The following is a 25,481-nucleotide window of genomic DNA, read 5'->3' as shown; positions in this document are numbered from 1 at the left end:
GCGGTTATTGCCCGGTTTGGTTGTCTTTCGAAGGGCCGCTGACGGCATCAGCATCAGACTGCGCTTCGTCCAGCGACGCTTCGACAGCCAAGGGACCGGTATTGGGCGTGATGACGGCAAAATTGCCCTGCTCTTGCGGGGTCAGTGCGCGACGCTGTGTTGCGCGCCATGCCGCGTAAATCGCCAGCATCGCCAAAAGAACCGCCATATAGGCCCAGTACCCATTCGGCCCGATCAGCCCCATCAACCAGCCTGTCAGAATCGGCCCGCCCATCGAGCCAAGGCCATAGATGAAAAGCAATCCGGCCGAGGCGGCAGGCATCTCGGATTGATCCAGATAGTCGTTGGTATAGGCCAGCAGCAGCGCATAAATCGGGTTCGCCACGCCGCCCATGACCGCACCGGCCACGACAAGGCTGAACGTGCTGAGGTCCAGCGCGATCACGACAAATCCGCATAGCGCACCAAGCGTTGACAGGATCAACACCAGACGGCGGCGGTCATAACGGTCAGAAATCCAACCGATCGGGTATTGCAGGAACAGCCCGCCCGCATAGATCGCCGCCACGAATAACGAGATCTGCGCGACCGACAGCCCGATTTCGGCACCCCAAACCGATGACATGCCCGACAGCACGGCAAAGACGCCGCCCATCAGAAAAATCCCGACACAGCCCAGCGGAGAGGCCTGGTAAAGGCGTGCAAAGCTCATCCGTTTAATGGTTTCGAATTGCGGTGCGGGCTGGGCCGACAGAAGGATCGGGGTAAAGGCCAGTGACACCAGAACCGATGGGATGATGAACAGCAGATAACCGCGCGGATCAGCCACGTTCAGCAGCGCCTGCGCCACGACGATGCCCAAAAGCTGCACGATCATATAGGCCGACAGGGTCTGCCCGCGGTTTTCGTTCGTCGAACCTGCGTTGAGCCAGCTTTCCGCCGTCACATAGACGCCGCAGAAGCAGTAGCCGATGATGAAGCGCAGAATGGTCCAGGTGATCCAGTGCGGCTCGACCGCATAGACGATCAGCACGGCCGAGATCATCGAACCAAGCGCGGCAAAGACGCGGACATGACCAACATTCTTGATGATCGCCGGGACATGCAGGCTGCCCAGCAGAAAGCCCCCGTAATAGCCCGCCATGACCAGTGACATCTGGAAGGTCGGGATGCCTTCATATCCGCCACGGATCCCCAGCAATGTGCCTTGCATCCCGTTGCCGACCATCAGCAGCAAAATGCCCAGCAGCAACGGCCATGTCGTACGCAATACCGCAATCATCGCGCGTCTCGTCTTCGTCTGGTTGTGAATACCTCAGTCCTTGGCCCTAAAGGTGATGGCCGCATGACGCCAGCCCCTTATTGCCTAAGGGATAAGCAACGACGCGTCACCGTAGCTGAAGAACCTATACGAGCTTTTAACAGCGTGATCATATATTTCATTGATCTTCTGTGTTCCCATCAATGCGGAAACCAGCATCAACAGCGTGGATTTCGGCAGGTGGAAATTCGTCATCAGCCCGTCAGTGATCTGGAAACGATAACCGGGATAGATGAAGATATCGGTCGTGCCCTGAAATGCCTGTATCTGCCCATCGGCCACAGCAGCCGATTCGATCAGCCGCAGGGCCGTGGTGCCGACCGGAATGATCCGCCTGCGCTGCGCTTTTGCCTGATTGATCTTTGCTGCGGCCTCGGCCGTAACTTCGCCCCATTCGGCATGCATCTTGTGGGTGGTCACGTCGTCAACCTTGACCGGCAGGAACGTCCCCGCCCCGACATGCAACGTGACGTGAACGAATTCGACGCCGCGTTGGCGCAGCGCGTCCAGCAGCGCATCATCGAAATGCAGGCTGGCGGTTGGCGCGGCGACGGCGCCCTGACGATTGGCCCAGACGGTCTGGTAATCCTGATGGTCCTGCGCGTCCGGCGCCCGCAGCGCCGCGATATAGGGTGGCAGGGGCATCGCACCGACCTGCGCCAACGCAGCATCAAAGGCCTCTCCGGTCGCATCGAAAATCAGCCGCAGACCCTCTGGTGCGATTTCGGCGACCGTCGCGGACAGGTTGTCACCGAAGCGGATGACCTCATCCCGCTTCAGCTTGCGCATCGGCTTGGCCAATGCGTTCCAACCTTCGGCTGCGGGTTCCAGCAGCGTGACCTCGATCCTGGCCACCGCATCGCCCTGCGGCGTGGCGCGGCTGCGGGTGCCGGTCAAGCGGGCGGGAATGACCTTTGTATCATTCAAGACCAATACGTCGCCTGCCTGCAAAATCTGCGGCAGGTCAAAGACATGCCTATCGGCAATGCCGCCCCCTTCTGCCAGCAGCAAGCGGGCAGCACTGCGCGGTTTTGCAGGGCGCGTGGCAATCAGATCGCGCGGCAGATCAAAGTCGAAATCATCCAGTTTCATGGGCCGCTTTTGCGTCCGCGACCCGTCTGCGTCAAGTCTGCGTCAAGTCGATGTGATGGCCAAGTAAAAAACTAGGACTTTACTTATCCGACGGTTTTGATAGGTTTTGCGCAGTGAGGAACCTGCCATGATCGTCTGCCACTGTAGCCAAATCACAGACCACGAAATCCACTCGGCGATCGAGTGGATGCGCGCATCTGACCCGGATACGATCATCACGCCCGGCAAGATTTATCACGCCCTTGGAAAACGCGCAGATTGTGGCGGTTGTATGCCGCTCTTTCTGGACACCATGCGCCATTCAGCTAGTTTGGGTGTAGCCCCGCCAATTTTGCGGGACAAATCAGACAGCAAGAAGGGCTATTCACATGAAGGGCGACGCCAAGGTCATCGAATTTCTAAACGCAGCGCTACGGTCTGAACTGACCGCGGTCAGCCAGTATTGGCTGCATTACCGTCTGCAGGAAGATTGGGGTTATGGTCGCATTGCCGACAAGTCCCGCGCCGAATCCATCGAGGAAATGAATCACGCGGATCGTCTGATCCAGCGAATCATCTTTCTTGAAGGCCATCCGAATCTGCAAAAGCTGGATCCGCTGCGCATCGGCCAGAACCTGAAGGAAACGCTGGAAGCCGATCTGGCTGGCGAACATGACGCCCGCACATTGTATATCGAAGCCCGCGATCACTGCGAAAGCGTTGGCGACTATGTCAGCAAGGCGCTGTTCGAGGATCTGATTTCAGATGAGGAAGGTCATATCGACTTCCTGGAAACGCAGATCGAACTGTATGACACCATCGGCGTCCAGAACTATGGCCTGCTGAACGCGAAACCTGCAAACGAAGCAGAGTGACGCAATTCATCGCGCCCTGCGCTTGATCGCGGGGCGCGATTATTTCGTGGCCAGTTACTGCGCTTTGGCCGCCTGCTTGCCGCGCCACAAAATAACCAAACCCGATGCGACGATCAGCGCCGATCCAAGCAGCATCGGAAATGTCAGGCTTTCGCCGAACAAGACAATGCCCATCCCGATCCCGAACAGCAGGCGCGTATAGCGAAACGGCGTCACGGCCGAGACTTCGCCGGTCCGCATCGCCTTCATCAGAAAGCTATAAGCGGTCGTGCCCGAGGCAACTGCCCCTGCCAGAAACAGCAATGCCTGAAGGCTTGGCGTCACGAACGCCGCGCCTTGCCAGATCGAAAACAGAATACCCGCAACCATCACAGCCAGAAATCCATAAAACCCAAGGGTAACGGTGCCAAGGCTGCGCGGCGCAGCGCGGCTGGCAAGATCACGGCCGGCAAAGCCGATCATGCCGATGATCGCCAGCACCGACAGCATCGAAAAGCTATCGGTTCCCGGCTGCACGATGATGACCACGCCGATCAGGCCCACGACAATCGCGCTCCACCTGCGCCAGCCGACCTGCTCGCCAAAGACCCATGTGGCACCGGCCACGACGACCAGCGGCGTTGCCTGAAGGATTACCGTCGCCGCGGACAGCGGAATCATGGAAAGCGCAAGAACATAGAACAGGCGTCCCACAACCTCGAACACCATTCGGATTCGCATCGGGCGCGACAATACCTCGGGCACGAAAAGCGGCGTTTTGTTCAGCTGTGCCAGTGCTGCAAACACCACCGCGCCGCCAAGGCCGAACAGGATCAGGACCTGCCCCACGGGCAGGGTCACAGACGCGGCCTTGATAAACGAATCTTCGACCGCGAACAGCCCCATAGAGGCGATCATCCACAGGCTGCCAAGCAGGTTGGCATTGCGATCCGCTGTGAAAGCTGTTGTCACGATTTTCCCGCCAAGATTGCTGTGTGAGAGAATGCCCCACCCTGCACTTTCGTTTGCTGTCGATGCAGCAGTTTCCCCAACCAGTCAATGTCGCACCGATTTCAGCGCCGTGGCGCGACGACATGCCGCAAGCGTTCGGGCATGTGTTGAAACGGTACCGACGGCATTTTGTTGCCGATGGGCGCAATCATGCGCAAACCCTCTCGCCAATTGACCTTGGGTGAGTTAAAGGAGATGGGCATTCTATGTTTCGGACCTGTTCCTGTCGGCTCAGCTTTCGATCTTCAGCTTTGCCAGACCGCCGCGTTGTGTGGGCGGAATTAACAAAAGGAATAACACGATGGCTAATGGCACCGTGAAATGGTTCAACGCTACCAAAGGTTACGGCTTCATCGCGCCCGAAGGTGGCTCGAAAGACGTTTTCGTCCACATCTCGGCTGTTGAGCGTGCAGGTCTGCGTGGTCTGAACGATGGCCAGGCAGTGACCTTCGACGTTGAGACCGACCGCAATGGTCGTGAATCGGCCAGCAACCTCGCGCTCGCATAAGCGTTCAGGTTGACGAACAAGAAAGCGGGGCCGACATCATGTCAGCCCCGCTTTTCTTTTTGGTGGGCCTTAGCCCAGCCATTTTCGCGCAAGGGTGGGCAGTTCCGCAAAGCCGCTGATCACCGCATCCGGGCCAAGGCGGGCGATGGCGTCGCCTTCGGGACCAAAATTGACCAAAGCCACACGAACGCCCGCAGCCGCTGCGGTCTTGCGATCCGTGTCCGTGTCACCGACCAGAAATGACTGTGCCACTGTGCCGCCAACGGCATCAACGGCTGCGCGATAAGGGCGCGGATCGGGCTTGCGAACCGGCAGCGTATCCGCGCCGATCAGGCCGCCGAACAAATGGCGAATACCCAGTTCCGTGAGCAGCGTTTCGGCCAGCCCTTCGGGTTTGTTGGTGCAAACCGTCAGCTTGACCCCATCGGCCTGCAACTGTCGCAGCGCCTCCTCCACCCCTGGATAAAGGCGTGTATGGACGGCGATATTACGGCCGTAATGGTCCAGAAGACGTGGATAATCCTGTTCTTCTGCCCCCGGCGGCAACAGGGTATCGCGGGCCATACGGCTATAGCCCAGACGAAGCATCGCACGTCCACCGTGAAATGCTGTCAGCGCATCGGCCATCGGATCCAGAAGATCGTCAAGGCCGCGTGCCTGAAAACAGGCATTTGCCGCCGCAATCAGGTCGCCTGACGTATCCGCCAGCGTCCCGTCCAGATCAAATACCACCGTTCCCGCCATAGCTCTCTCCGAAATGATCCGTAAACAAAGGTGAACGCAGGGGCCTTTCCTGCCCGCTCAACCCCGATTAGAACGCCGCTTAACAAGAGTGAACAGGCAAACGAGGCGGGCATGTCGTATAAATCCATCGCAGTGGTCATTCTGGCCGCGGGGCAAGGCAGCCGGATGCAGTCCGATCTGCCCAAGGTTCTGCACCGTCTGGGCGGCGTGCCGTTGGTCGGTCACGCACTGAACGCGGCCCATAGCCTGGAACCGGAACAGATCATCGTTGTCGCGGGTCACGGGGCCGAGGCTGTGACCAAGGCCGTTGGCAAGCTGGACCCGGATGCGCGCATCGTCCTGCAATCCGAACAGCTTGGCACCGGACACGCCGTTCGGCAGGCTTTGCCGGAACTGGAAGGGTTCGAAGGCAAGGTGATCGTGCTTTACGGCGATACGCCCTTCATCGGTGAAGATACGCTGGCCGCCCTTGCCTCGCACCACGCGGATGTTGTCGTTCTGGGCTTTGAAGCCAATGATCCGGGCCGTTATGGACGTTTGGTCGTCACCGAACGCGGGCTGGAAAAGATCGTCGAATATAAAGATGCGGACGAGGCGACCCGTCAGATTGCGCTGGTCAATTCGGGCGTCATGGCGCTGGAGGCCGGACTGCTGCGCCAGTTGCTGCCCCGGCTAAGCAATAGCAATGCGTCGGGCGAATACTATCTGACCGATCTGGTCGCATTGGCCCGCGCCGAAGGCCATCGCGCCGATGTCGTCACCTGTGATGAGGATGAGACGCTGGGCATCAACACCCGCGCCGAACTGGCTGCCGCCGAGGCTGCCTTTCAGACGCGGGCGCGGCACGCTGCGCTGGAAAATGGTGTCAGCCTGTCCGACCCCGCGACCGTCTGGTTTTCTCTGGACACGGCGATCGGTCGCGACGCCGTCATCGGGCAGAATGTCGTGTTCGGTCCCGGTGTCACCGTTGAATCAGGCGCGGAAATTCTGCCATTCTGCCATCTGGAGGGTTGCCATGTCTCGGCCGGGGCAACGGTCGGCCCCTTCGCCCGCCTGCGCCCCGGTGCGGAACTGGGCGGCGATGTGCATGTCGGCAATTTCGTCGAAATCAAGAACTCGGTCCTTGATGAAGGGGTCAAGGTTGGCCATCTAACCTACCTGGGTGACGCCCATATCGGTGAGGCGACCAATATCGGCGCAGGAACGATCACCTGCAACTATGACGGGGTATCGAAGCACAAGACCGAAATCGGCCCGCGCGCCTTTATCGGCAGCGACACGATGCTGGTCGCGCCCGTTCGCGTCGGTGCAGATGCCGTCACCGGTTCGGGATCGGTCATCACCGAAGATATCCCGGATGGCGGGTTGGCCATCGCGCGCACGCGCCAGGTGACGAAACCGGGCCTTGGCATTCGGCTGATGCAGGCCCTGCGGATGAAAAAGACGGAGAAACGCTGATGTGTGGCATTATCGGAATCCTGGGCAAGCACGAGGTTTCCCCGCAATTGGTCGATGCCCTGCGTCGGTTGGAATATCGCGGCTATGACAGCGCGGGCGTGGCAACGGTCGATGCCGCTGGCCAGTTGGATCGACGTCGCGCAGTGGGCAAGCTGGTCAATCTGTCCGATCTGCTGGTCCACCATCCCCTGCCCGGCCATTCCGGCATCGGTCACACCCGCTGGGCCACGCATGGCGCCGCGACCGAGGTGAATGCACACCCGCATCGCTCTGGTCCGGTTGCGGTCGTCCATAACGGCATCATCGAAAATTTCCGTGAATTGCGCGAGGAATTGGCCGGATATGGCATTCAGGCGGAATCGCAGACCGATACCGAAACCGTCGCCCTGCTGACCGCCCATTACATGTCGCAGGGCATGGATGAGGTGGAAGCGGCAAGAACCACTCTGTCCCGCCTTCACGGGGCCTTTGCGCTGGCCTTCCTTTTCAACGGTCAGAACGACCTGATGATTGCCGCCCGCAAGGGCAGTCCGCTGGCCATCGGTCATGGTGATGGTGAAAATTTCATCGGATCAGATGCGGTCGCGCTGTCGCCTTTTACCGACCGGATCACGTATCTTGAGGATGGCGATTATGCGGTGCTGACCCGCCATTCTGTGCAGATCTTCGACGCTGACGGCAACCAGACCAACCGCCCGCAAAGCCGCATCGACGTGGGCGCGACGACCATCGACAAGGGCGGCTACCGTCATTTCATGGCCAAGGAGATCGCCGAACAGCCGGTCGTGATTGCCGATGTGCTGAGCCATTATATCAAGGGTGATCGGATCGTCCTGCCGGACGGCTTGAACTTTGCCGAGGCTGACCGCCTGTCCCTGGTCGGTTGCGGGACGGCGCATTACGCGGGCCATGTCGCGAAATACTGGTTTGAACAGATTGCGGGCCTGCCCTGCGACATCGACGTTGCGTCCGAGTTTCGCTATCGCGAGCCGCCCCTGTCACAGAACAGTTGGTTCATCGCGATCAGTCAATCGGGCGAAACGGCCGATACGCTGGCGGCGCTGCACTATGCGCAGAACCATGTAAACCGAACCATCGGACTGGTGAATGTCGGCACCTCGGCGATTGCCCGCGACGCTGATATCGCGCTGCCCACGATGGCGGGGATCGAGGTCAGCGTCGCGTCCTCGAAGGCTTTCACTTGTCAGCTGACCACCTTGGCAATTCTTGCACTGAAAGCGGCCCATGATCGCGGTCGCCTGGATGATGCAGGCCTGGCGGCGCATCTGAAGGACCTGCGGTCGATCCCGGCCCTGTTGCAGCAAACGCTAAGCCTGTCGGACGATTGCCGCAATCTGTCGGAATGGTTGGCCGAGGCGCGGGACGTGCTGTATCTGGGCCGAGGCGCGCTGTTCCCCGTGGCGCTGGAAGGCGCGCTGAAACTGAAAGAGCTTAGCTATATCCATGCCGAAGGATATGCCTCGGGCGAATTGAAGCACGGCCCGATTGCGTTGATCGACCGCGATGTGCCGGTCGTCGTTCTGGCCCCGCATGATGCCCTGTTCGAAAAGACCATCTCGAACATGCAAGAGGTCATGGCACGGCATGGACAGATCCTGCTGATCTCGGACAGTGACGGGATTGCCACTGGCGGCGAGGGCGTGCATGCCACACTGACCATGCCAAAAGGCGGCGGTGCGTTCCAACCGATCCTTTACGCGGTCCCGATGCAATATCTGGCCTATCACACCGCAGTCGCGAAGGGCACGGACGTGGACCAGCCGCGAAATCTGGCGAAGTCCGTCACTGTGGAATAAGATCTTGGGGAATAAGATTTTGGTCGCCCGCTATCGGGCGACCAACGGCCCCATCTCTATTTTGGCAATGCCTGCCCGACAGTCGCGGATGCAGGTTCTTCCGGGCGTTGTTCCGGCTCGACCGCATCATCGCCGGTGATAAGCGATACGACATCCGCAGCCATCGTATCCAACAGCTCAAGCTCTGCCTTGTCCAGCTTGCGCGGCTCGGTGTCCAGCAGGCACAGCGCGCCAAGCACAAATCCATCTGCGGTCATCAGCGGCGCCCCCGCATAGAAACGCGTATCCCAAAGTTGGATTGCGGGATGTTCGGCAAAGCGCGGATCGCGATCGGTATCATTGACAACCAGCGTTTCACCCGAGGCCACGACGTGATCGCAGATCGCCTCATCGCGGGGCATGACAATCATGTCGGTGCCATCCTCGGTGCGTTTTCCGGGCAGGTCCTTGCTTTGCCCGATGATGAATTCCTGCGTCCGGTCGATGGCCGAGATCACGGCGAATTTCACGTCGAACACGTCGGCTGCACGTTTTGCCAGCGCGTCCAGATCTTCGCGGGCATGACCATCCAGCACCTCCGTCGCTTTCAGCGCCGCGACCCGATCGGAATCGTTCCCGGGCGCTTCGGCGGTCTGGCTCGCCTTGATATCTTCAGGGCGCAGCATGTGCTGGATGCGACGCACAGCTTCGTTGATCGAGGTCACGACAGCATCTGCGCCCAAAGCCTGAAAGCCCTCTGGTTCCAGAAGCTCTGCTGGTGCATTCCACAGCGCCAGCACGATTTCCTTGTCCGGCCAGCGATGGCGCAGCCTGCGGATGAAGGTGCGGGCGGAACGCGACGGCTCTCGGCTGAAATAGCTGAGGCAGATGATCTGCACCCCGTCCAGTTCCAGATCGTCGACATATCGCGAGGTGATGACGCCCGCCCGGCGCTGCATGGATGCGATGCCATCCAGCATCAGGGCATGGGACAACATCTCACAGGCGACGCTGTCAATTTCCCACTTCCCGCCAATACAGGCCACGCGCGGCACCGCAGCGGGATCAATCGTCGCGGGATATTCCTGTCTGAGATCATCCAGCAATTCGTCCATGCCATTTGCAACGCGAAGCCGATGCTCGGCGCGTGCATTGGTGAAATAGTCTTCGCTGACCTGCCGCAGGACAGCGATACCGTGTTCGTTGTAAAATTCGGTCACACTGCCGTCTTTTTCGATGACATCGTCGATGATCTCAATCGCTTCATCGGGCTCACCGGCCAGCAGGCGCTGATAGATGCGCGTTGGCACATCAAGCACAGGGGTCGAGCCAAGCAGCGTATCCAGAAACTGCAATTGCGGCAGATTGCGCCCGATCACCAGCAGACAAACGGTCAGCGGTGTGGACAGGATCAGGCCAACCGGTCCCCACAGGGCCGTCCAGAATGTCGCCGCCGCGATCAGCGACAGCGCCGACAGACCGGTGCTGGTTCCATACAATACAGGTTCAAGGACGTTGCCGCTGATGGCCTCTAACGACACGATCAGGACAAGGGTCAGCAAAACCATGCTCCAGCCCGGATCGACGGCAAAGGCAAGGCTAAGCGGAAAGATCGCGGACAGCATTGGGCCGACATAGGGGATAAAGCGCAGAAACGACGCCAGCACAGCCCAAAGCAGCCAACCCGGCACACCGATCAGCCACAACCCAAGGCCCAGCGGAATCGCATAGGCCACGTTCACCATGACCTGCATCAGCAAGTATTTCGAGATACGCTTGCCGGCTTCTTGCAGCGTATCCGTGGATCGGTGCAAGTTCCCGCCCAGCAGATGGATCAGTCGATCACGCAGATCCCCGCGATCCAGCAAGGCCAGAAAGACAAAGACCAAAACAATGCCAGCCGTAGCAAGCGGAGCAACAGCCGGGGTCAACCATTCCAACGCGGTCCGAAATGGTGCGCCCGGCGGGTCGATCACCTGAACGCGCTGCGCAGGCGGTTCATCGCTGTCTTGATCCTGCACCGCATTCACAAGCTCTTTCTGGACGGTATCGACCGTTTGAATCGCACCGTCGAAAATTCCCGGCCCTTCAAACTGCTTGGCGAGATTGTCGATTTTTTCCCGCATCGTCGATTGATAGGTCGGCAGTTCAGCGCTCAGCGCGCGCAGCTGCGATCCCACGATCAATCCCAGTCCGGCGATCAAGGTGAACAATGCGAGCATGACGATGCAGATCGACAATATCCGAGGAATTCCGACCCGCGAAAGCCACCCGACCAACGGACTAAGCGCAAAGCTGATCAGAAAGGCGATTGCCAACGGGATCAGCACCCCCTGCCCAACATAAAGTGCGCCGATGAGAATCGTCGCAACGATCAGCCATGCAGCCAGGCGGACGATGTCACCCTGTTGTCCGTCGCTTGGCCCGACGGGGCGATCGGGAAAAAGGTCGTTTGCCATTATGTGCCCAAAAATCGAGAGTAGTTACGTCAGAACGCCTTTAACGGTCAGTTCGTTGCCTGATCTGACAGCCTGGCGCCCAGAAATTTCGCAGACTGCCGGGTATTTCACGAACTGTCGACCGTATTGTGGACAAACAAATGTCACCCGCAGGTAATCGGGCCTTGGCTTTCGCTGCTGTTACGCGGTCCGGCGTCCGAAACGGAATTCTTCCATAACCCGTTAAACTTATTGTAAATTAAGATTCCATTGATCAAAGTCGCTGTCAGATGAAACAATCACGGGCGTCTCTGTGTCGAAGCTTCCGCGTTCTCGAATGGACACTGATCTGATCCCCGAAAACCAGAGGATTTCGGCGTGGAGAGAAGCTGCAGCACCGGTCTGGGATATCCCCGCGATTACAAGCGGACGGTTCTATGCCAAGGTGGACGCCTATCAGGCACATGAACTGATCTTTGGAACGATCGAAAGCAGCAGCCAGAAAACCGAGCGATCAACGGCACAAATCGCGTCTGACGGGTCCGATTTTTATCTATTGCAGGTCTATCTGCGCGGCAGCCGCGAAGTCGTCGGCAGCGGCCGGGACAACCTGATAAATCAGGGCGACATGTTGGTTTTGGATATGACGCAGGCGGTCAAGACCAATTGTGGTGAATACAAGTCAATCGACATCGCGGTGCCTCGGCGGTTGTTGGAGCCTCATCTGCATGATCCCGACGCGCATGGCGCACGCAAATTGTCCGCCAGCCGACCGCTTGTTTCGCTATTGCGAAGCCATCTGATCGCCTTGCATCAATCCGGTCCGGATCTGACCTGTCAGGACGTCGCCGCATTGCAGGCTCCGACCGTGGCGATGATCGCAACGGCGCTGAACGGCGAGTTCGGGCCAGAAAATACGGCTGCCATGACAGAAGGCATTCGTCTGGCGGTGCGGCGTCATATCGAACAGAATATTGGCGATCTGCGGCTTTCCGTTGATCAGGTCGCGGCACAGTTCGGCATCTCGCGGGCGACGCTTTACCGGATCATGGATACCAAGGGGGGTTTCGTGACCTATGTGCGCCTTCGACGGCTGCACCGCTGCCGCGCGGAAATTGTCGACCCCAAGCTAAGTCACAAGACAATTGGCCAGATTGCCGAACGGTGGGGATTCAACAATCCTTCCACTTTTTCCATTTCATTTCAGCGCGCATTCGGCGTCAGTCCGCGCGAATGCCGTCAGATCGCCTTTGGTCTGACGTTAGCAAGAACGTCTGCACACAAAGATCACGATTGGAGTCATTGGTTATCAAAGGTGAAATAGGTCTGATAACCTGCCAGATTGAGACAGCGAAGAAACTAAATGAGACAAAGGGCAAAAAAGGCAAATAGCCGTGAACGATTGGTTCAGTTTGTGTTGACCCAGCCGTTCGATATCCAGCAAAGAACCCTTGTCGCCGGGTGCTTCATCGAGCGTTCGTGAGGGTTTCAGGTAGTTCTTTCAAAATGTATGCATTCGAATAAGTTCGACGCTTTTGGCGGCTACCCGTTTTGACGGGCAGACCAGCGTTGCTTGGTGCGAAAGCACCGCAACGCTGGTCAAGCCGCTTTCTGCTTCCGGAAAATTGATCGATTCCCCATGGGACGCACCGCTTTTCTTATGGTAATAGAGCGCAATTTTTTTTCATAAGACGGATCTTACCGGTCAGCGCCCATGAAACTTTACCCACGCTACGCCATCTTCATCATTTTCTGCATCACCGCAGTTCTGGCGACCCTACTTGCGATAGTCTACACGAATTTCTGGTGGGCCGCTTTGGCCGTCATTGCAATCGGCATGACATTCCTGGGCATCGGTGACCTGCGTCAGAAACGACATTCGATCCTGCGGAACTATCCCATTATTGGACATATGCGGTTCTTGCTGGAAAGCATCCGTCCTGAAATCCGCCAATACATGATCGAAAGCGATCGCGACGAAGAACCGTTCAGCCGTGAAGCACGGGCTTTGGTCTATCAGCGTGCAAAAGGGGTCGAGGATAAACGCCCCTTCGGCACCACCCAGAACGTCTACAGCTCTGGCTATGCGTGGATCACGCATTCGGCAGCACCGGTCGAGATCAGGGACAACGATTTTCGTGTGAAAATCGGCGGCCCGAACTGCACACAGCCTTATGACGCAAGCATCTACAACATTTCAGCCATGAGCTTTGGCTCTTTGTCGGGAAATGCTATTTTATCAATGAATACAGGGGCAAAGAAGGGTGGCTTCGCCCATGACACGGGCGAAGGTGGCATCAGCCGTTACCACCGTCAGGGTGGCGGCGATCTGATCTATCAGGTCGCGTCGGGGTATTTCGGCTGTCGCAATGATGATGGCACATTCTCGCCCGAAAAATTTGCACAGCAGGCTCGGGATCCGCAGGTCAAGATGATCGAGCTGAAGCTGAGCCAAGGGGCGAAGCCGGGCCATGGGGGGATGCTGCCGGCCTCAAAAATCTCGCCCGAGATTGCCGAGGCGCGCGGAATTCCCATGGGGATCGACTGCATCTCGCCTCCCTCGCACAGTGCTTTTTCCACACCGATCGAGTTGATGAACTTCATCGGTTTGCTGCGCCAGCTTTCTGGTGGCAAACCGGTCGGGTTCAAGCTTTGCATCGGCCACCGTCGCGAATTCATGTGTATGGTCAAGGCGATGTTGGTCACCGGGATCACGCCCGATTTCATCGTCGTGGATGGCAAGGAAGGCGGCACTGGTGCCGCGCCGCTGGAATTTGCGAACCGCGTGGGCATGCCGATGCAGGAAGGGCTGACCTTTGTGCACAACACGCTGCGCGGCGCAGGTTTGCGCAAGGATATTCGGATCGCCGCAGCGGGCAAGATTACGTCGGCGTTTGATATTGCCCGTGCTTTGGCGCTTGGCGCGGACTGGTGCAACTCGGCGCGTGCCTACATGTTCGCCGTCGGCTGCATTCAGGCACAGGCATGCCATACCAACAAATGTCCGGTAGGCATCGCAACGCAGGATCGCAAACGCCAGAAAGCGATTGATGTGGGTGACAAAAGCGACCGTGTCGCGCGTTTTCACCACAACACCATGCACGCACTTGGCGAACTTGCCGGCGCCGCCGGGCTGACCCATCCGGGCGATTTCATGCCCTATCACTTCATGTTCCGTCAGAAAGATAACGAATTCAACGACGGGAACGAGGTTTACGCCTATCTGCCCAATGGCTTTCTGGTCGCAAGCGAAGAAATTCCCGAACTGGGGGAATGGCATGATCGTTGGGACCGCGCGTCGGCAGAGACCTTTGCACCGTCCGAAATCCCCTTCGGACCGTTCCGCAAGAAATCGCGAGCAGCCTAACTTCCCGTCGTGATGCGCGGATCGATCGCAAAACTGATCCGCGCGCACAACCCCTGCCCTTCGGCTCGCTCGTGCAGGCTGAGCTGCGCACCAAACAACCGGGCAATTTCATCGACCACGGGCAACCCAAGGCCCATCCCCTCGCCCGGTGTCTGCCCGCGGGTGAAGCGCCGGACCACGGCACCGCGCTCGTCAGCGGGAATACCCGGTCCGTTGTCTTCGACCTCAAGGATCGCGTGGCCATCTTCTCGGCGGACCCGAACGGTAACGACCGTATCCGGGCCGGTATGAAGGATCGCGTTCGAGATCAGGTTGTGCAGCGCCTCGGCCAGCAGCAGCGGTTCAGCGCGAATGGGCAGGGGGCCCTGGCCTTCAAATCCCAGATCAATACCCGCTTCGGCCGCCGCCGGAATATGTTCTGCGGTCTGTTCACGGGCGAAGACCGTCAGATCCAACGGGTCTGGCTCCAGCCCTGATTCCCCATCAATTTTTGCCAGCAACAAAAGCTGGCCAAGGATGCGTTCGGCATGGGCGACGGCGGCATCCCCTTTCGCAGCGGCGGACTGCGCTTCGGTCAGGTTCGAGGATCGCGCCGCCAGTGCAAGTTGCGTGCGCACCACCGCCAGCGGTGTCCGCAACTGATGCGCAGCGTTGCCGGTGAAATTCCGCAACCCGTCCAGCGCGGAATCAAGCCGTAGCATGAAGGAATTGATCGTGGCGACCAGCCCCCGCACCTCGGACGGAACCGAGGTTTCAACCGGGCTTAGATCATCCGGACTGCGCTCAGCGATCGCTTCACCCAGGCGTCGCAAGGGACGAAGGGATACGGTCACGGCAATCGCCACGATGATCGCGGCGCCCAGCATCATCAGCGCCAGCCGCAGGGCGGATCGCGTCATGATGGCTTGCGTCAACTGTTCGCGTGCGTTCGTCGTTTCGGCCACGGTGACGACGAACGGCACCTCATCGATGCCGGTCGATGCCGCGCGTGCCAGACTTGCCAGACGGACTGGCGCGTCCTTGTAAATTCCGTCCACGAATACCGGCGAACCGCCCTGCTGCGCCTGTTCGGCCGTTGGCAAATCGGGATAACCGGTGACGACATGGCCGGGCGGGCCATCAATTCGATAGAACACGCGGTCCTGAGCGGTCGAGCTTAGCATCTCCAGCGCGCCATAAGGGATATCAATGGTGATGTTGCCGTCGTCATCCAGCGAAGCCCGTTCGGCGATGACCAGCGCCGATCCGGCCAGAACGCGGTCTGACAGCAGGTTCGCCATCCTGACCGCCTCGCGCCATGTATCGATCAGGGCAAGCGTGCCGAACACCGCCGTCGCCACCAGCAGCCACAGCAGAAGTCTGCGTCTGATCGAAAATGGCCGGCGCTGCGTCAAACCTGAACCCGGTCAAGGAAATAGCCGATGCCGCGTGCCGTCTTTACCGTCAAACCGGCGGGGGCCAGGCGTTTGCGCAGCCGGCTGACATATTGTTCGATCGCATTGGCAGACAGATCGTCATCAAGCGAGGTCAGCGACTGGATGATCGCTTCACGCGGGACAACTTTTCCTGCGCGGGTTATCAACAATTCCAGCAAGCCGCGTTCCCGTGCGGGCAGATCCAGCATCTGCGGGCCCAGTGAAAAACTGCGACTGTTCTGGTCAAAGGTCAGTTCACCGAAATTGATCCTCGCGGTGCGCAGCCCGGCCTGACGGCGCAGCAAAGATCGAATCCGCGCCTCGAATTCGCCGATATCAAAGGGCTTGATCAGGTAATCATCCGCCCCCAGATCCAACCCCTTTACGCGCTCCTCGGGAGTTCCGCGTGCGGTCAGGATCATGACGGCGGCCGGATTGCGACGTGCCCGCATGGCGCGCAAAACCTCTAGCCCGTCCATCTGCGGCAGGTTCAGATCAAGGATCACCAGATCGAAATTCTCGACCGATGCCAATGCCTCGGCCGAGACGCCGTCATGGACCACGTCAACCGCATAACCCGCCTGACGCAGCAACGCCGACAAACCATCGGCAAGCGACAGGTTGTCCTCGACAAGTAATATCCGCATCTGTCCCCCTTGATCGAAACCCTAGCGTTCCGCATCACGCTTGTGAACGGGTAACGGCTGGGGCAATCTAAACTATCATGCGTTTGACCGCCCTTGTGCCAGCCATAGCCAGCGTCGCGATCCTGCTGCCGGGGGCTTCCCTGTCAGAGGTTGCGGAATTTCCTGCGCAATCGGGCCAGACAATGCAGGAATTGTCGATCTATTCATCGCTGGACAACGACCTTGCGGCGCCGTTGATCGATGCGTTTCAGAAAACCCGCCCGAATGTGGCTGTGCATTACGAAAATCTGTTGACCGGCGAAATCCATGATCGCGTGGTGGCTGAAACGGAAAACGGTGCGACGGCAGATTTCGTTTTCTCCTCCGCCATGGATTTACAGGTCAAGCTGGCCAATGACGGATTTGCGCGCCCGGTTCAGACACCAGACACGCCGAGTTGGCCAAATTGGGCAAACTGGCGCGACACAGCTTATGCTCTGACGTTCGAACCTGCGGTTTTCGCCTATCACAAACCCAGCTTTGCAGGGCGTGAACCGCCCGCCACCCGCGCCGATCTGGTCCGGTGGGTTGCTGAAAATCCAGAAACCGCCTTTGGTCGCGTCGGCACCTATGACGTGACGCGGTCGGGTGTCGGCTATCTGTTCCTTGCCCGCGATCAGGAACTATACCCCGGCATCTGGTCGGTGATCGAGGCAATGGGCCGCGCCCAGATACAGCAATATCCAACGACCAGCGATCTGTTGGAACGGATCAGTGATGGGCGGCTGGCGCTGGGCTATAACCTGCTGGGCTCTTATGCAGCAGAATGGGCGCGGACACATCCAAATATCGGAATGATTTTGCCCAGAGATTTCACGGTCGTCGTCTCTCGGGTCGCGGTGGTGCCGACGGCAGCGCGGGAGCCGGATCTGGGCGCAGAATTTCTCGCCTTCCTGATGTCACGAGACGGGCAGTTGCTTTTGTCGCAGACATTGCGCCTTTCCGCCGTCAGTCTTGAGGTGGCAGGTCAGCAATCGCCCGCAGGTGGCATGGAGGAACTGTCCGATCTGCGCCTGCGCCCCGTGCCGGTGACCCCGGGCCTGTTGGCTTATCTGGATCAGGCAACGCGGGCGAAGCTGCTTGCCCGCTGGTCCGCCGCGATTTCCACCCGTTAAGTTTTTTCAAAAAATGTCAGGTCCATGACAGGTTCCTGTGCTGTAACCTTCTCAGGCCCGCAATCATGCGGGTTCAGGAGGGTGACTTGCGCTTTGGGAGAGGCGCGGTCCCGATCAACACAAAATAGACCTAACCGGGTGGCAACGCCCGACCCCGGAATCTGTGGAGGAAACACATGAAGCGTTTTGTTCTTGCTGGCCTTTTCGCAAGTGCGATGGCCGTTCCAGCATTTGCCGACTATACCATCATCGCCCCGGCGAACCCCGGCGGTGGCTGGGATCAGACCGCACGCACCATGCAGACGGTGATGCAGGAAGACGGAATCTCGGGCTCGGTGCAGGTTCAGAACGTGCCCGGCGCTGGCGGCACGATTGGTCTGGCGCAATTTGCAAGCCAGAACAAAGGCAATGCAGACGCGCTGATCGTTGGCGGTTATGTCATGGTTGGCGCGATCCTGACCAACAATTCGCCCGTTTCGCTGGCCGACGTCACCCCCATTGCGCGCCTGACCGGCGAATATGAAGCTATCGTGGTTCCGGCAGCCTCTGAAATTCAGGACATGCAGGGTCTTGTCGCGGCGCTGAAGGAAAATCCAGGCGCGGTCAGCTGGGCTGGCGGTTCGGCCGGCGGCACCGATCATATCGCCGTTGGCATGATTGCCAAGGCGGCAGGTGTTGATCCGACCACCATCAACTACATCGCCTATTCGGGTGGCGGCGAAGCCCTGGCCGCGATCCTTGGCAATCAGGTGACCGCTGGTGTGTCCTCGCTGGGCGAGTTCCAACCGCAAATCGAGGCTGGCACATTGCGCCTGCTGGCGGTGTCCTCGCCCGAGCGTCTGGAAGGTGTGGACGCCCCGACGCTGAAAGAAGCCGGTCTGGACATCGACCTGCAAAACTGGCGCATGGTCGCCGCTGGCCCCGATCTGAGCGATGAACAAAAGGCCAAGATTCAGGCCGACATCGAAACGATGGTGAAATCGGAAAACTGGCAGAAACAGCTGGCCGACAAAGGCTGGATGGACACCTATCTGTCGGGTGCCGAGTTTGATGCGCAGCTGGCCGAAGACACTGCCGCGACCGAAGCCATCCTGAAAGAAATCGGTCTGGTGAAATGAGCACCGGCGATCAACAACACGCGCGCCGCCACCCTGTGGCGGCGCTCATCATCGCGGCCGGATTGGCGGCGCTTGCTGGCGTGATGCTGTGGGACAGCGCGCGCCTTGCCGATATGGGCGGCTATTCCGGCGTCGGACCGGCCAGCGTTCCGCGCGTCGTGGCATTCTGTATTCTGGGCCTGTCGATCTGGACCGTGATCGAAGGGTTTCGCGGTGATTTCCGTCATCCCGAACATCAGCGGGTATCCCCCGTGCTGTGGGTCATTGGCGGCCTTGCAGCACAGTTACTGCTGCTGCATCCGGCCGGATTTTCCATTGCGACGGGATTTCTCTTTGCCATGGTCGCCCGCGCCTTTGGCAAGCGCAATCTGGCCATGACCTTGCCCATCGGGATCGCCCTGTCTTTTGTCGTCTGGGTGATTTTTTCGCAACTTCTGATGCTGCATCTGCCCGCCGGGCCGCTTGAGCGTCTGTTCTTCCCCGGAGGTTGAGCCCGTGGGTGCATTCGATTTTCTTCTTCAAGGTCTGGCAACTGCTTCCGAGCCGATGATGCTGCTTTACGCGCTGATCGGGGTGACGCTGGGCACAGCCGTCGGTGTCTTGCCAGGAATTGGCCCGGCCCTGACGGTCGCATTGTTGCTGCCCGTGACCTATCGGCTGGACCCGGCCGGATCGCTGATCATGTTCGCAGGTATTTACTACGGCGGCATGTATGGCGGCTCGACCACCTCTATCCTGCTGAATACTCCGGGCGAAAGTGCCTCCATCATTACCGCGCTTGAGGGGAACAAGATGGCCCGGAAGGGGCGCGGCGGCCCTGCCCTTGCGACCGCGGCCATCGGGTCTTTCGTCGCGGGTCTTATCGCCACGCTGATGCTGGCCTTTCTTGCACCCTGGATCGTCAAGGTGGCGCTGGTCTTTGGTCCGCGTGAATATTTCGCGCTGATGGTGCTGGCCTTCGTCACCGTTTCGGCCGCATTTGGCGATTCGGCACTTCGTGGCCTGACATCGCTGTTCATCGGGCTGGCGTTGGCCTGCATCGGGATTGACCAACTGTCAGGTCAGGCCCGGTTGGCGTTCGGAGTGCCCGAACTGCTGGACGGGATCGAGGTCACGACCATGGCCGTCGCCATGTTCGCCGTGGGCGAGGTTCTGTATGTCGCGGGCAAATCGGGCCAAGAGGACGACAAGGTCGAGGCTGTCAAAGGTTCGGTCTGGATGAATCGTCAGGATTGGGCACGGTCATGGAAACCATGGCTGCGCGGCACCGCAATCGGCTTTCCCATCGGTGCCATGCCTGCGGGCGGGGCCGAAATCGGAACCTTCCTTTCCTACGCGACCGAAAAGAAACTGTCGAAGCATCCCGAAGAATTCGGCGAAGGCGCAATCGAAGGCGTCGCCGGACCCGAGGCCGCAAATAACGCATCCGCCGCAGGCACGCTGGTCCCGCTGCTGACGCTGGGCCTGCCGACCACGGCGACCGCCGCGATCATGCTGGCCGGTTTCCAACAGTTTGGTCTGCAACCCGGACCGCTGCTGTTTGCGACCAATCCGACATTGGTCTGGGGGCTGATCGCCTCGCTTCTGATCGCCAACGCCATGCTGCTGGTTCTGAACCTGCCGCTGATCGGCTTGTGGGTCAAATTGCTGACCATCCCCCGCCCATGGCTTTACGCGGGCATCCTGTTGTTCGCGACCCTGGGCACGATCGGCGCAAACCCATCGACCTTCGAATTGGGGATGCTGCTGGCCTTTGGCGTCGTGGGCTATGTGATGCGGCTTTACGGCTATCCGATTGCGCCGCTGGTCGTGGGCCTGATCCTTGGTCCGATGGCAGAACAGCAACTGCGCCGTGCGCTGTCAATCAGCCAGGGCGACTGGTTCACACTTGTCCAATCCCCCGTTGCGGCAGTGTTGCTGCTGATCGCGCTGCTGGCCCTTGTTGTGCCGCTGATCATGCGGGCGCGTGGCAAAGGGCAGGTTCTGTCGCAATTGGCGGCGGACGAAGACTGAACTCTCAAACGCCCGCTGAACAGGCGGGCGTTTTCGTATCTTGTAAAAATTGCTTCGGAATTTGCCAACTGCCTGCCCAAACGCCATTTACACTTCCCTTAGGGCATGACGGTGGCGGAACCATCGCGTGCCAATCCAACAACGGAGGGAACGACGATGAAGCGCATTATTGCAGCCGGAATTTTCGCCTCACTTGCAGCAACGCAAGCCAGCGCACAGGAAGACCCGGCAACCTGTCAGGCACCCAGCTTTTCGGATGTAGGCTGGACCGATATCACCGCAACGACGGCTGTCGCGACGACTCTGCTGGAAGCATTGGGGTATGAGCCGGACGTCTCGGTCCTGTCTGTCGCGGTGACGTTCGAATCGCTGAAATCCGGCGATACCGACATTTTCCTTGGCAATTGGATGCCCGTTCAGGAGCAAAATCAGAAACCGCTGGTCGAGGCCGGGCAGATCGAGGTCGTCCAGACCAATCTGACAGGCGCGAAGATCGGCTTTGCCGTGCCGAAGAAAAGCTTTGATGCCGGGCTGAAAACCTATTCCGACATTGCGGCCTTCAAGGACCAGCTGGGCAGCCAGATCTATGGGATTGAATCGGGCAGCGGTGCCAACGCAACGATCCTTGAAATGATCGAAGGTGATAAATTCGGCCTGTCCGGGTTCGAACTTGTTGAATCCAGTGAACAGGGCATGCTGGCGCAGGTTCAGCGGACCATCCAGTCCGAAGGTGACATCGTGTTCTTTGGCTGGCGTCCGCACCCGATGAATGTGCGCTATGAGATCGAGTATCTGACCGATGGCGACGATGTATTCGGCCCCGACGATGGCGGTGCACAGGTGTTGACCAATACCCGCGTCGGTTTTTCAAAAGACTGCCCCAATCTTGGCAAGTTCCTGAAAAACCTGATCTTCACCGTCGAGGCCGAGGATGTGATGATGACCTATATCCTTGATGAGGCGATGGCCCCGGACGAGGCCGCCGAACGCTGGTTAAAGGAAAATCCCGCTGCGCTGGATGCGTGGCTGGCGGATGTGACGACCTTGGAGGGCCAGCCTGCCCTGCCCGCCGCAAAGGAAGCCCTAGGTCTTTGATCTGTGCCGGGCGGCAGATGGGGGATGCCCGAACTGCCGCCTGAATGCGCGTGACAGCGATGCGATGGATGAAAAGCCGGTGCGCACGGCCGTTTCCGCCATCGACAAATCCGTGTCCGCAATCAGCCGCCGCGCCGCCTGCAACCGCAGCGACAGATAGTAAGCCCCGGGCGAGATCTGGACAGAATCGCGGAACAGGTTTTCAAGCGTTCGTGCCGAACAACCTGAACGGCTGGCGATCACACTGACCGGCAGGGGCGCTTCCAGATGTTCTTCCATCACGCGGATCGCGTTGGCAACCCGCCTTTCCAGCTTGCCAATACGGCCCATCGACACAAGCGGCTGCGCGTCTGATGGCAGGTGAACTTCTTCGTAGACATACAGGCTGGCGACGTTCAACGCCTCGCCAAAGCCTTGCCTTGCGCGGATCATGGCCAGCATGAAGTCCAGCGCTGGCGCGGCCCCGCCCGTGGTGAAGATGTGATCGTCCACGACCCAACGGTCGGGGATCACCTTGACCAGCGGAAATCGGGTGGCGAAATCCTCCAGATCCTCCCAATGGGTTGTGGCGCGACGGTCATCCAAGAGCCCGGTCATTGCCAATACCCAACTGCCCGCCTCGACCCCGCCGATCATACGGGCATGCTGTGCGCCCTGACGCACTGCCGACAGAACTGTTTGCGTTGCGTGGCGAAACACCCCAAAGGCCGCCACGACAATCAACATGTCAACGCGTTCGCGCGGCGAAAATGGACAATCAACCTGAATCGACAAACCGCAACTGGTAGGGACCGACGCGCCGTCAATCGACACGACCTTCCAGCGATAAGGCATGCCGCCGGAAATCCTGTTCGCCGCCCGCATCGGGTCAAGCGTTGCGGCAAGGCTCATCAAGGATGCCTCGGGCAGGACAAGGATTGTTGCGGTCAGGGTTTCGTCGGTTCGCTCGAAAATCATCTTTGCGCAGTTCGTTAAGTTGATTGCGCAATATGATAAATGAGAAAAAGGCTGATCCGTCAAGCTGATCGAAAGTTTGTTACAGCAAGGACGCGAACCATGGGACTGACCCCGAACCGAGAAGTCTTTATTACCTGCGCCGTCACCGGCGCGGGCGACACGACCGGGCGTTCGGACAAGGTGCCGGTCACGCCACAGCAGATCGCCGAATCCTCGATCGCGGCGGCAAAGGCAGGCGCGGCGATTGCCCATATCCATGTCCGCGACCCCGACACCGGCAAGGGTGCCCGCGACCCGGCCCTGTATCGCGAGGTGGTCGAACGCATCCGCGATTCCGGCGTGGACATGGTGCTGAACCTGACCGCGGGCATGGGCGGCGATCTGGTCCTTGGATCAACCGAATCCCCTTTCCCCGTGAATGCCGAAGGAACCGACATGGTCGGCGCGGCCGAACGTCTGGTCCATATCGCCGAATTGCGCCCTGAAATCTGCACGCTGGATTGCGGCACGATGAATTTCGGTGAAGGCGATTACGTCATGACCAATACTCCGGCCATGTTGAAAGAGATGGGTCGGCAAATACAGGCCCTGGGCGTTCGCCCGGAAATCGAGGTGTTCGATACCGGCCACTTGCTGCTGGCAAAATGGCTGAAGGCGCAGGGCGTGATCGACGATCCGGTGATGATCCAGCTTTGCATGGGTATCCCATGGGGTGCCCCCGATGATCTGGGCACCTTCAAGGCCATCGTCGACAGCGTGCCTGATGACTGGACATTCTCGGCCTTTTCCATCGGTCGCAATCAGCTGCCTTTTGCCGCGCTGGCGATGCTGGCGGGCGGCAATATCCGCGTCGGACTTGAAGATAACATCTGGTTGGACAAGGGCGTTCTGGCGACAAACGAAGATCTGGTCGCGCGTGCGGCGACGGTTGTGCAGACATTGGGCGGTTGTCTGCTAACGCCCGCCGAGGTGCGGCAAAAACTGAAACTGGAGAAACGGTGGTGAGCGGCGTGAAGCTGTCCAAAGCCGCCTGTATCGGGGGCGGCGTCATCGGCGCGGGCTGGATTGCGCGGCTGCTGCTGGCGGGGGTGGATGTCGATGTCTTTGATCCGGCACCCGACGCCCAGCGGATCGTGGCCGAGGTTCTGGCGAATGCGGAACGTGCAACTGTCGCGCTGCTGAATGCACCTTTGCCCGAACGCGGCAGATTGCGCTTTGCCGACAGTCTGGAACAGGCCGTGGCAGGGGCGCATCTGATTCAGGAAAGCGTGCCGGAACGACTGGACCTGAAACACCGCGTCTTGCAGGCGATTGATGCGGCAGCACCCCCGGATGCGATCATCGGGTCATCCACATCGGGCCTGCTGCCCAGCGATCTGCAACAAGGGATGCAGCACCCGGAACGGCTGGTGGTCGCGCATCCCTACAACCCGGTCTATCTGCTGCCGCTGGTCGAGATTGTCGGCGGTCAGCGAACCAGCGCCGAAACAATTCAGCGCGCCACGGAAATTTATACCTCTCTGGGAATGAAGCCCGTGACCATCACGCGAGAGATCGAAGCTTTCGTCGGTGATCGCCTGCTGGAGGCGTTGTGGCGAGAGGCGCTTTGGCTGATCAAGGATGACATCGCCAGCGTGACCGAAATCGACGATGTGATCCGCTATTCCTTCGGCCTTCGCTGGGCACAGATGGGGCTGTTCCAAACCTATCGCATTGCCGGGGGTGAAGCTGGGATGCGACACTTCCTTGGACAGTTTGGCCCGGCGTTGAAATGGCCGTGGACCAAGCTGATGGACGTGCCGGACATGGATCAGGCATTGATCGACAAGATTTCGGATCAATCGGATGCGCAGGCCGAAGGGCGCTCGATCCGCGATCTGGAACGTATCCGCGACGACAATCTGGTGGCGATTTTGCGTGCGCTGGCGGGTCAGCAAGGCGGCAAAGGCTGGGGCGCGGGCGCGGTTTTGCGCCAGCAGGAACAGATGCTTCGCGATACCGCGCCGGACGCCCGGACCGTGCCGCTGCAACTTTTGTCAGGCACAGTCCCGACAGAATGGATCGACTATAACGGCCACATGACCGAACACCGCTATTTGCAGGTTTTTGGCGATACCACGGACGCGCTTCTGGCCCGGATCGGGGTGGATGCGGATTACATCGCCTCGGGTCGCAGCTATTACACGGTCGAAACGCATATCATGCATCTGGGTGAGGCGCATGAGGGGCAGGCCTATCTGACGCAAACCCAGATCCTGCATGCTGACGACAAGCGGATGCACGTTTTCCACCAGATCGTGAATGCGGACACGGGTGAGGTTCTGGCATCCGCCGAACAGATGCTGTTGCATGTCGATGCGCGTGCAAAAAAAGCTGCTGCCGTTTCCGCCGATATTGCTGCAACACTCATGGCCTTGCGCACAGCCACAGCCATCTTTCCCGCCCGCAATCGGCGGGGCGTTTCGTCGGTCAACGCCCTTGATCTGTCGCGCGGCACCCGATGTGGCTGCCGCG

Annotated in this window: 21 protein-coding genes and 1 pseudogene; 14 read left to right on the top strand and 8 right to left on the bottom strand. The window is 59.3% G+C overall.

Features of this window, described 5'->3' with window-relative positions; genetic code table 11:
- Positions 1 to 4 precede the first annotated feature (4 nt).
- Positions 5 to 1,282 carry an MFS transporter gene (locus H4P12_RS03535; protein ID WP_187792197.1) on the bottom strand — a complete coding sequence of 426 codons (1,278 nt, stop codon included), beginning with the start codon at positions 1,280 to 1,282 and terminating at the stop codon, positions 5 to 7.
- Between the two features lie 84 nt (positions 1,283 to 1,366).
- Positions 1,367 to 2,413 carry a tRNA preQ1(34) S-adenosylmethionine ribosyltransferase-isomerase QueA gene (gene queA, locus H4P12_RS03530; protein ID WP_187792196.1) on the bottom strand — a complete coding sequence of 349 codons (1,047 nt, stop codon included), beginning with the start codon at positions 2,411 to 2,413 and terminating at the stop codon, positions 1,367 to 1,369.
- A gap of 127 nt (positions 2,414 to 2,540) precedes the next feature.
- On the opposite strand from queA, the gene H4P12_RS03525 reads away from it, so the two are divergent.
- A complete protein-coding gene (locus H4P12_RS03525; RefSeq protein ID WP_187792195.1) occupies positions 2,541 to 2,834 on the top strand; it encodes a (2Fe-2S)-binding protein in 294 nt (97 codons plus the stop codon).
- Complete coding sequence (gene bfr, locus H4P12_RS03520; protein ID WP_187792194.1) at positions 2,782 to 3,267, top strand: bacterioferritin; 486 nt, start codon at positions 2,782 to 2,784, stop codon at positions 3,265 to 3,267. The genes H4P12_RS03525 and bfr overlap by 53 nt, the downstream gene beginning before the upstream one ends.
- Before the next feature lie 54 nt (positions 3,268 to 3,321).
- Here the strand turns inward: bfr and H4P12_RS03515 are convergent, their stop codons facing one another.
- Positions 3,322 to 4,218 carry a DMT family transporter gene (locus H4P12_RS03515; protein ID WP_343069752.1) on the bottom strand — a complete coding sequence of 299 codons (897 nt, stop codon included), beginning with the start codon at positions 4,216 to 4,218 and terminating at the stop codon, positions 3,322 to 3,324.
- Positions 4,219 to 4,558: 340 nt separating this feature from the next.
- On the opposite strand from H4P12_RS03515, the gene H4P12_RS03510 reads away from it, so the two are divergent.
- Complete coding sequence (locus H4P12_RS03510; RefSeq protein ID WP_187792193.1) at positions 4,559 to 4,765, top strand: cold-shock protein; 207 nt, start codon at positions 4,559 to 4,561, stop codon at positions 4,763 to 4,765.
- Between the two features lie 69 nt (positions 4,766 to 4,834).
- Here the strand turns inward: H4P12_RS03510 and H4P12_RS03505 are convergent, their stop codons facing one another.
- Complete coding sequence (locus tag H4P12_RS03505) at positions 4,835 to 5,509, bottom strand: HAD hydrolase-like protein (RefSeq protein WP_187792192.1); 675 nt, start codon at positions 5,507 to 5,509, stop codon at positions 4,835 to 4,837.
- Positions 5,510 to 5,620: 111 nt separating this feature from the next.
- On the opposite strand from H4P12_RS03505, the gene glmU reads away from it, so the two are divergent.
- Together glmU and glmS are read left to right on the top strand one after the other, a co-directional pair.
- Positions 5,621 to 6,967 carry a bifunctional UDP-N-acetylglucosamine diphosphorylase/glucosamine-1-phosphate N-acetyltransferase GlmU gene (gene glmU, locus H4P12_RS03500; RefSeq protein ID WP_187792191.1) on the top strand — a complete coding sequence of 449 codons (1,347 nt, stop codon included), beginning with the start codon at positions 5,621 to 5,623 and terminating at the stop codon, positions 6,965 to 6,967.
- Entirely contained in the window at positions 6,967 to 8,784 is a 1,818-nt protein-coding gene (glmS, locus tag H4P12_RS03495; RefSeq protein WP_187792190.1) for a glutamine--fructose-6-phosphate transaminase (isomerizing), read from the top strand. Before glmU ends, glmS begins: the two co-directional genes overlap by 1 nt.
- Positions 8,785 to 8,840: 56 nt before the next feature.
- Here the strand turns inward: glmS and H4P12_RS03490 are convergent, their stop codons facing one another.
- Positions 8,841 to 11,222: an AI-2E family transporter gene (locus H4P12_RS03490; RefSeq protein WP_187792189.1), complete on the bottom strand. Its 2,382-nt coding sequence runs from the start codon at positions 11,220 to 11,222 to the stop codon at positions 8,841 to 8,843.
- 316 nt (positions 11,223 to 11,538) lie between these two features.
- Here H4P12_RS03490 and H4P12_RS03485 point away from each other — a divergent pair, with 316 nt between their 5' ends.
- Together H4P12_RS03485 and H4P12_RS03480 are read left to right on the top strand one after the other, a co-directional pair.
- Complete coding sequence (locus tag H4P12_RS03485) at positions 11,539 to 12,525, top strand: helix-turn-helix domain-containing protein (protein ID WP_187792188.1); 987 nt, start codon at positions 11,539 to 11,541, stop codon at positions 12,523 to 12,525.
- A 390-nt stretch (positions 12,526 to 12,915) separates the two neighbouring features.
- The gene (locus H4P12_RS03480) at positions 12,916 to 14,568 is read left to right on the top strand and encodes an FMN-binding glutamate synthase family protein (protein WP_187792187.1); all 1,653 of its coding nucleotides are present in this window, start codon (positions 12,916 to 12,918) and stop codon (positions 14,566 to 14,568) included.
- Here H4P12_RS03480 and H4P12_RS03475 read toward each other — a convergent pair.
- Positions 14,565 to 15,962: a sensor histidine kinase gene (locus H4P12_RS03475; protein ID WP_187792186.1), complete on the bottom strand. Its 1,398-nt coding sequence runs from the start codon at positions 15,960 to 15,962 to the stop codon at positions 14,565 to 14,567. The genes H4P12_RS03480 and H4P12_RS03475 overlap by 4 nt on opposite strands.
- Positions 15,959 to 16,630 carry a response regulator transcription factor gene (locus H4P12_RS03470; RefSeq protein WP_187792185.1) on the bottom strand — a complete coding sequence of 224 codons (672 nt, stop codon included), beginning with the start codon at positions 16,628 to 16,630 and terminating at the stop codon, positions 15,959 to 15,961. The genes H4P12_RS03475 and H4P12_RS03470 overlap by 4 nt, the downstream gene beginning before the upstream one ends.
- Before the next feature lie 77 nt (positions 16,631 to 16,707).
- Between H4P12_RS03470 and H4P12_RS03465 the strand changes: the two genes are divergently transcribed.
- From H4P12_RS03465 to choX, 5 genes are all read left to right on the top strand, one after another.
- Positions 16,708 to 17,784 (top strand): ABC transporter substrate-binding protein, encoded by a 1,077-nt coding sequence (locus H4P12_RS03465; RefSeq protein WP_187792184.1) that lies wholly within the window; start codon positions 16,708 to 16,710, stop codon positions 17,782 to 17,784.
- 176 nt (positions 17,785 to 17,960) lie between these two features.
- Positions 17,961 to 18,902, top strand: a complete 942-nt coding sequence (locus H4P12_RS03460) for a Bug family tripartite tricarboxylate transporter substrate binding protein (protein WP_187792183.1) — start codon at positions 17,961 to 17,963, stop codon at positions 18,900 to 18,902.
- Positions 18,899 to 19,393 carry a tripartite tricarboxylate transporter TctB family protein gene (locus H4P12_RS03455; protein ID WP_187792182.1) on the top strand — a complete coding sequence of 165 codons (495 nt, stop codon included), beginning with the start codon at positions 18,899 to 18,901 and terminating at the stop codon, positions 19,391 to 19,393. The genes H4P12_RS03460 and H4P12_RS03455 overlap by 4 nt, the downstream gene beginning before the upstream one ends.
- Before the next feature lie 4 nt (positions 19,394 to 19,397).
- Positions 19,398 to 20,915, top strand: a complete 1,518-nt coding sequence (locus H4P12_RS03450) for a tripartite tricarboxylate transporter permease (protein WP_187792181.1) — start codon at positions 19,398 to 19,400, stop codon at positions 20,913 to 20,915.
- Between the two features lie 156 nt (positions 20,916 to 21,071).
- Complete coding sequence (choX, locus tag H4P12_RS03445) at positions 21,072 to 22,010, top strand: choline ABC transporter substrate-binding protein (RefSeq protein WP_187792180.1); 939 nt, start codon at positions 21,072 to 21,074, stop codon at positions 22,008 to 22,010.
- On the opposite strand, the gene H4P12_RS03440 is transcribed toward choX, so the two are convergent.
- Positions 21,999 to 22,967, bottom strand: coding sequence for a GlxA family transcriptional regulator (locus H4P12_RS03440; protein ID WP_187792179.1), 969 nt, complete (start codon positions 22,965 to 22,967; stop codon positions 21,999 to 22,001). The genes choX and H4P12_RS03440 overlap by 12 nt on opposite strands.
- A gap of 99 nt (positions 22,968 to 23,066) precedes the next feature.
- On the opposite strand from H4P12_RS03440, the gene H4P12_RS03435 reads away from it, so the two are divergent.
- Together H4P12_RS03435 and H4P12_RS03430 are read left to right on the top strand one after the other, a co-directional pair.
- Positions 23,067 to 23,972 carry a beta-keto acid cleavage family enzyme gene (locus H4P12_RS03435; RefSeq protein ID WP_187792178.1) on the top strand — a complete coding sequence of 302 codons (906 nt, stop codon included), beginning with the start codon at positions 23,067 to 23,069 and terminating at the stop codon, positions 23,970 to 23,972.
- A pseudogene (locus tag H4P12_RS03430) lies at positions 23,966 to 25,357 on the top strand (carnitine 3-dehydrogenase); the annotation flags it as partial. The gene H4P12_RS03435 and the pseudogene H4P12_RS03430, both read left to right, overlap by 7 nt.
- Positions 25,358 to 25,481: the final 124 nt, after the last annotated feature.

The sequence above is a fragment of the Paracoccus amoyensis genome (assembly GCF_014490725.1).
GTDB classification, from domain to species: Bacteria; Pseudomonadota; Alphaproteobacteria; order Rhodobacterales; family Rhodobacteraceae; genus Paracoccus; species Paracoccus amoyensis.
The sequence above is the reverse complement of the archived record's forward strand: the minus strand, read 5'-3'. Positions and strand labels throughout refer to the sequence as shown.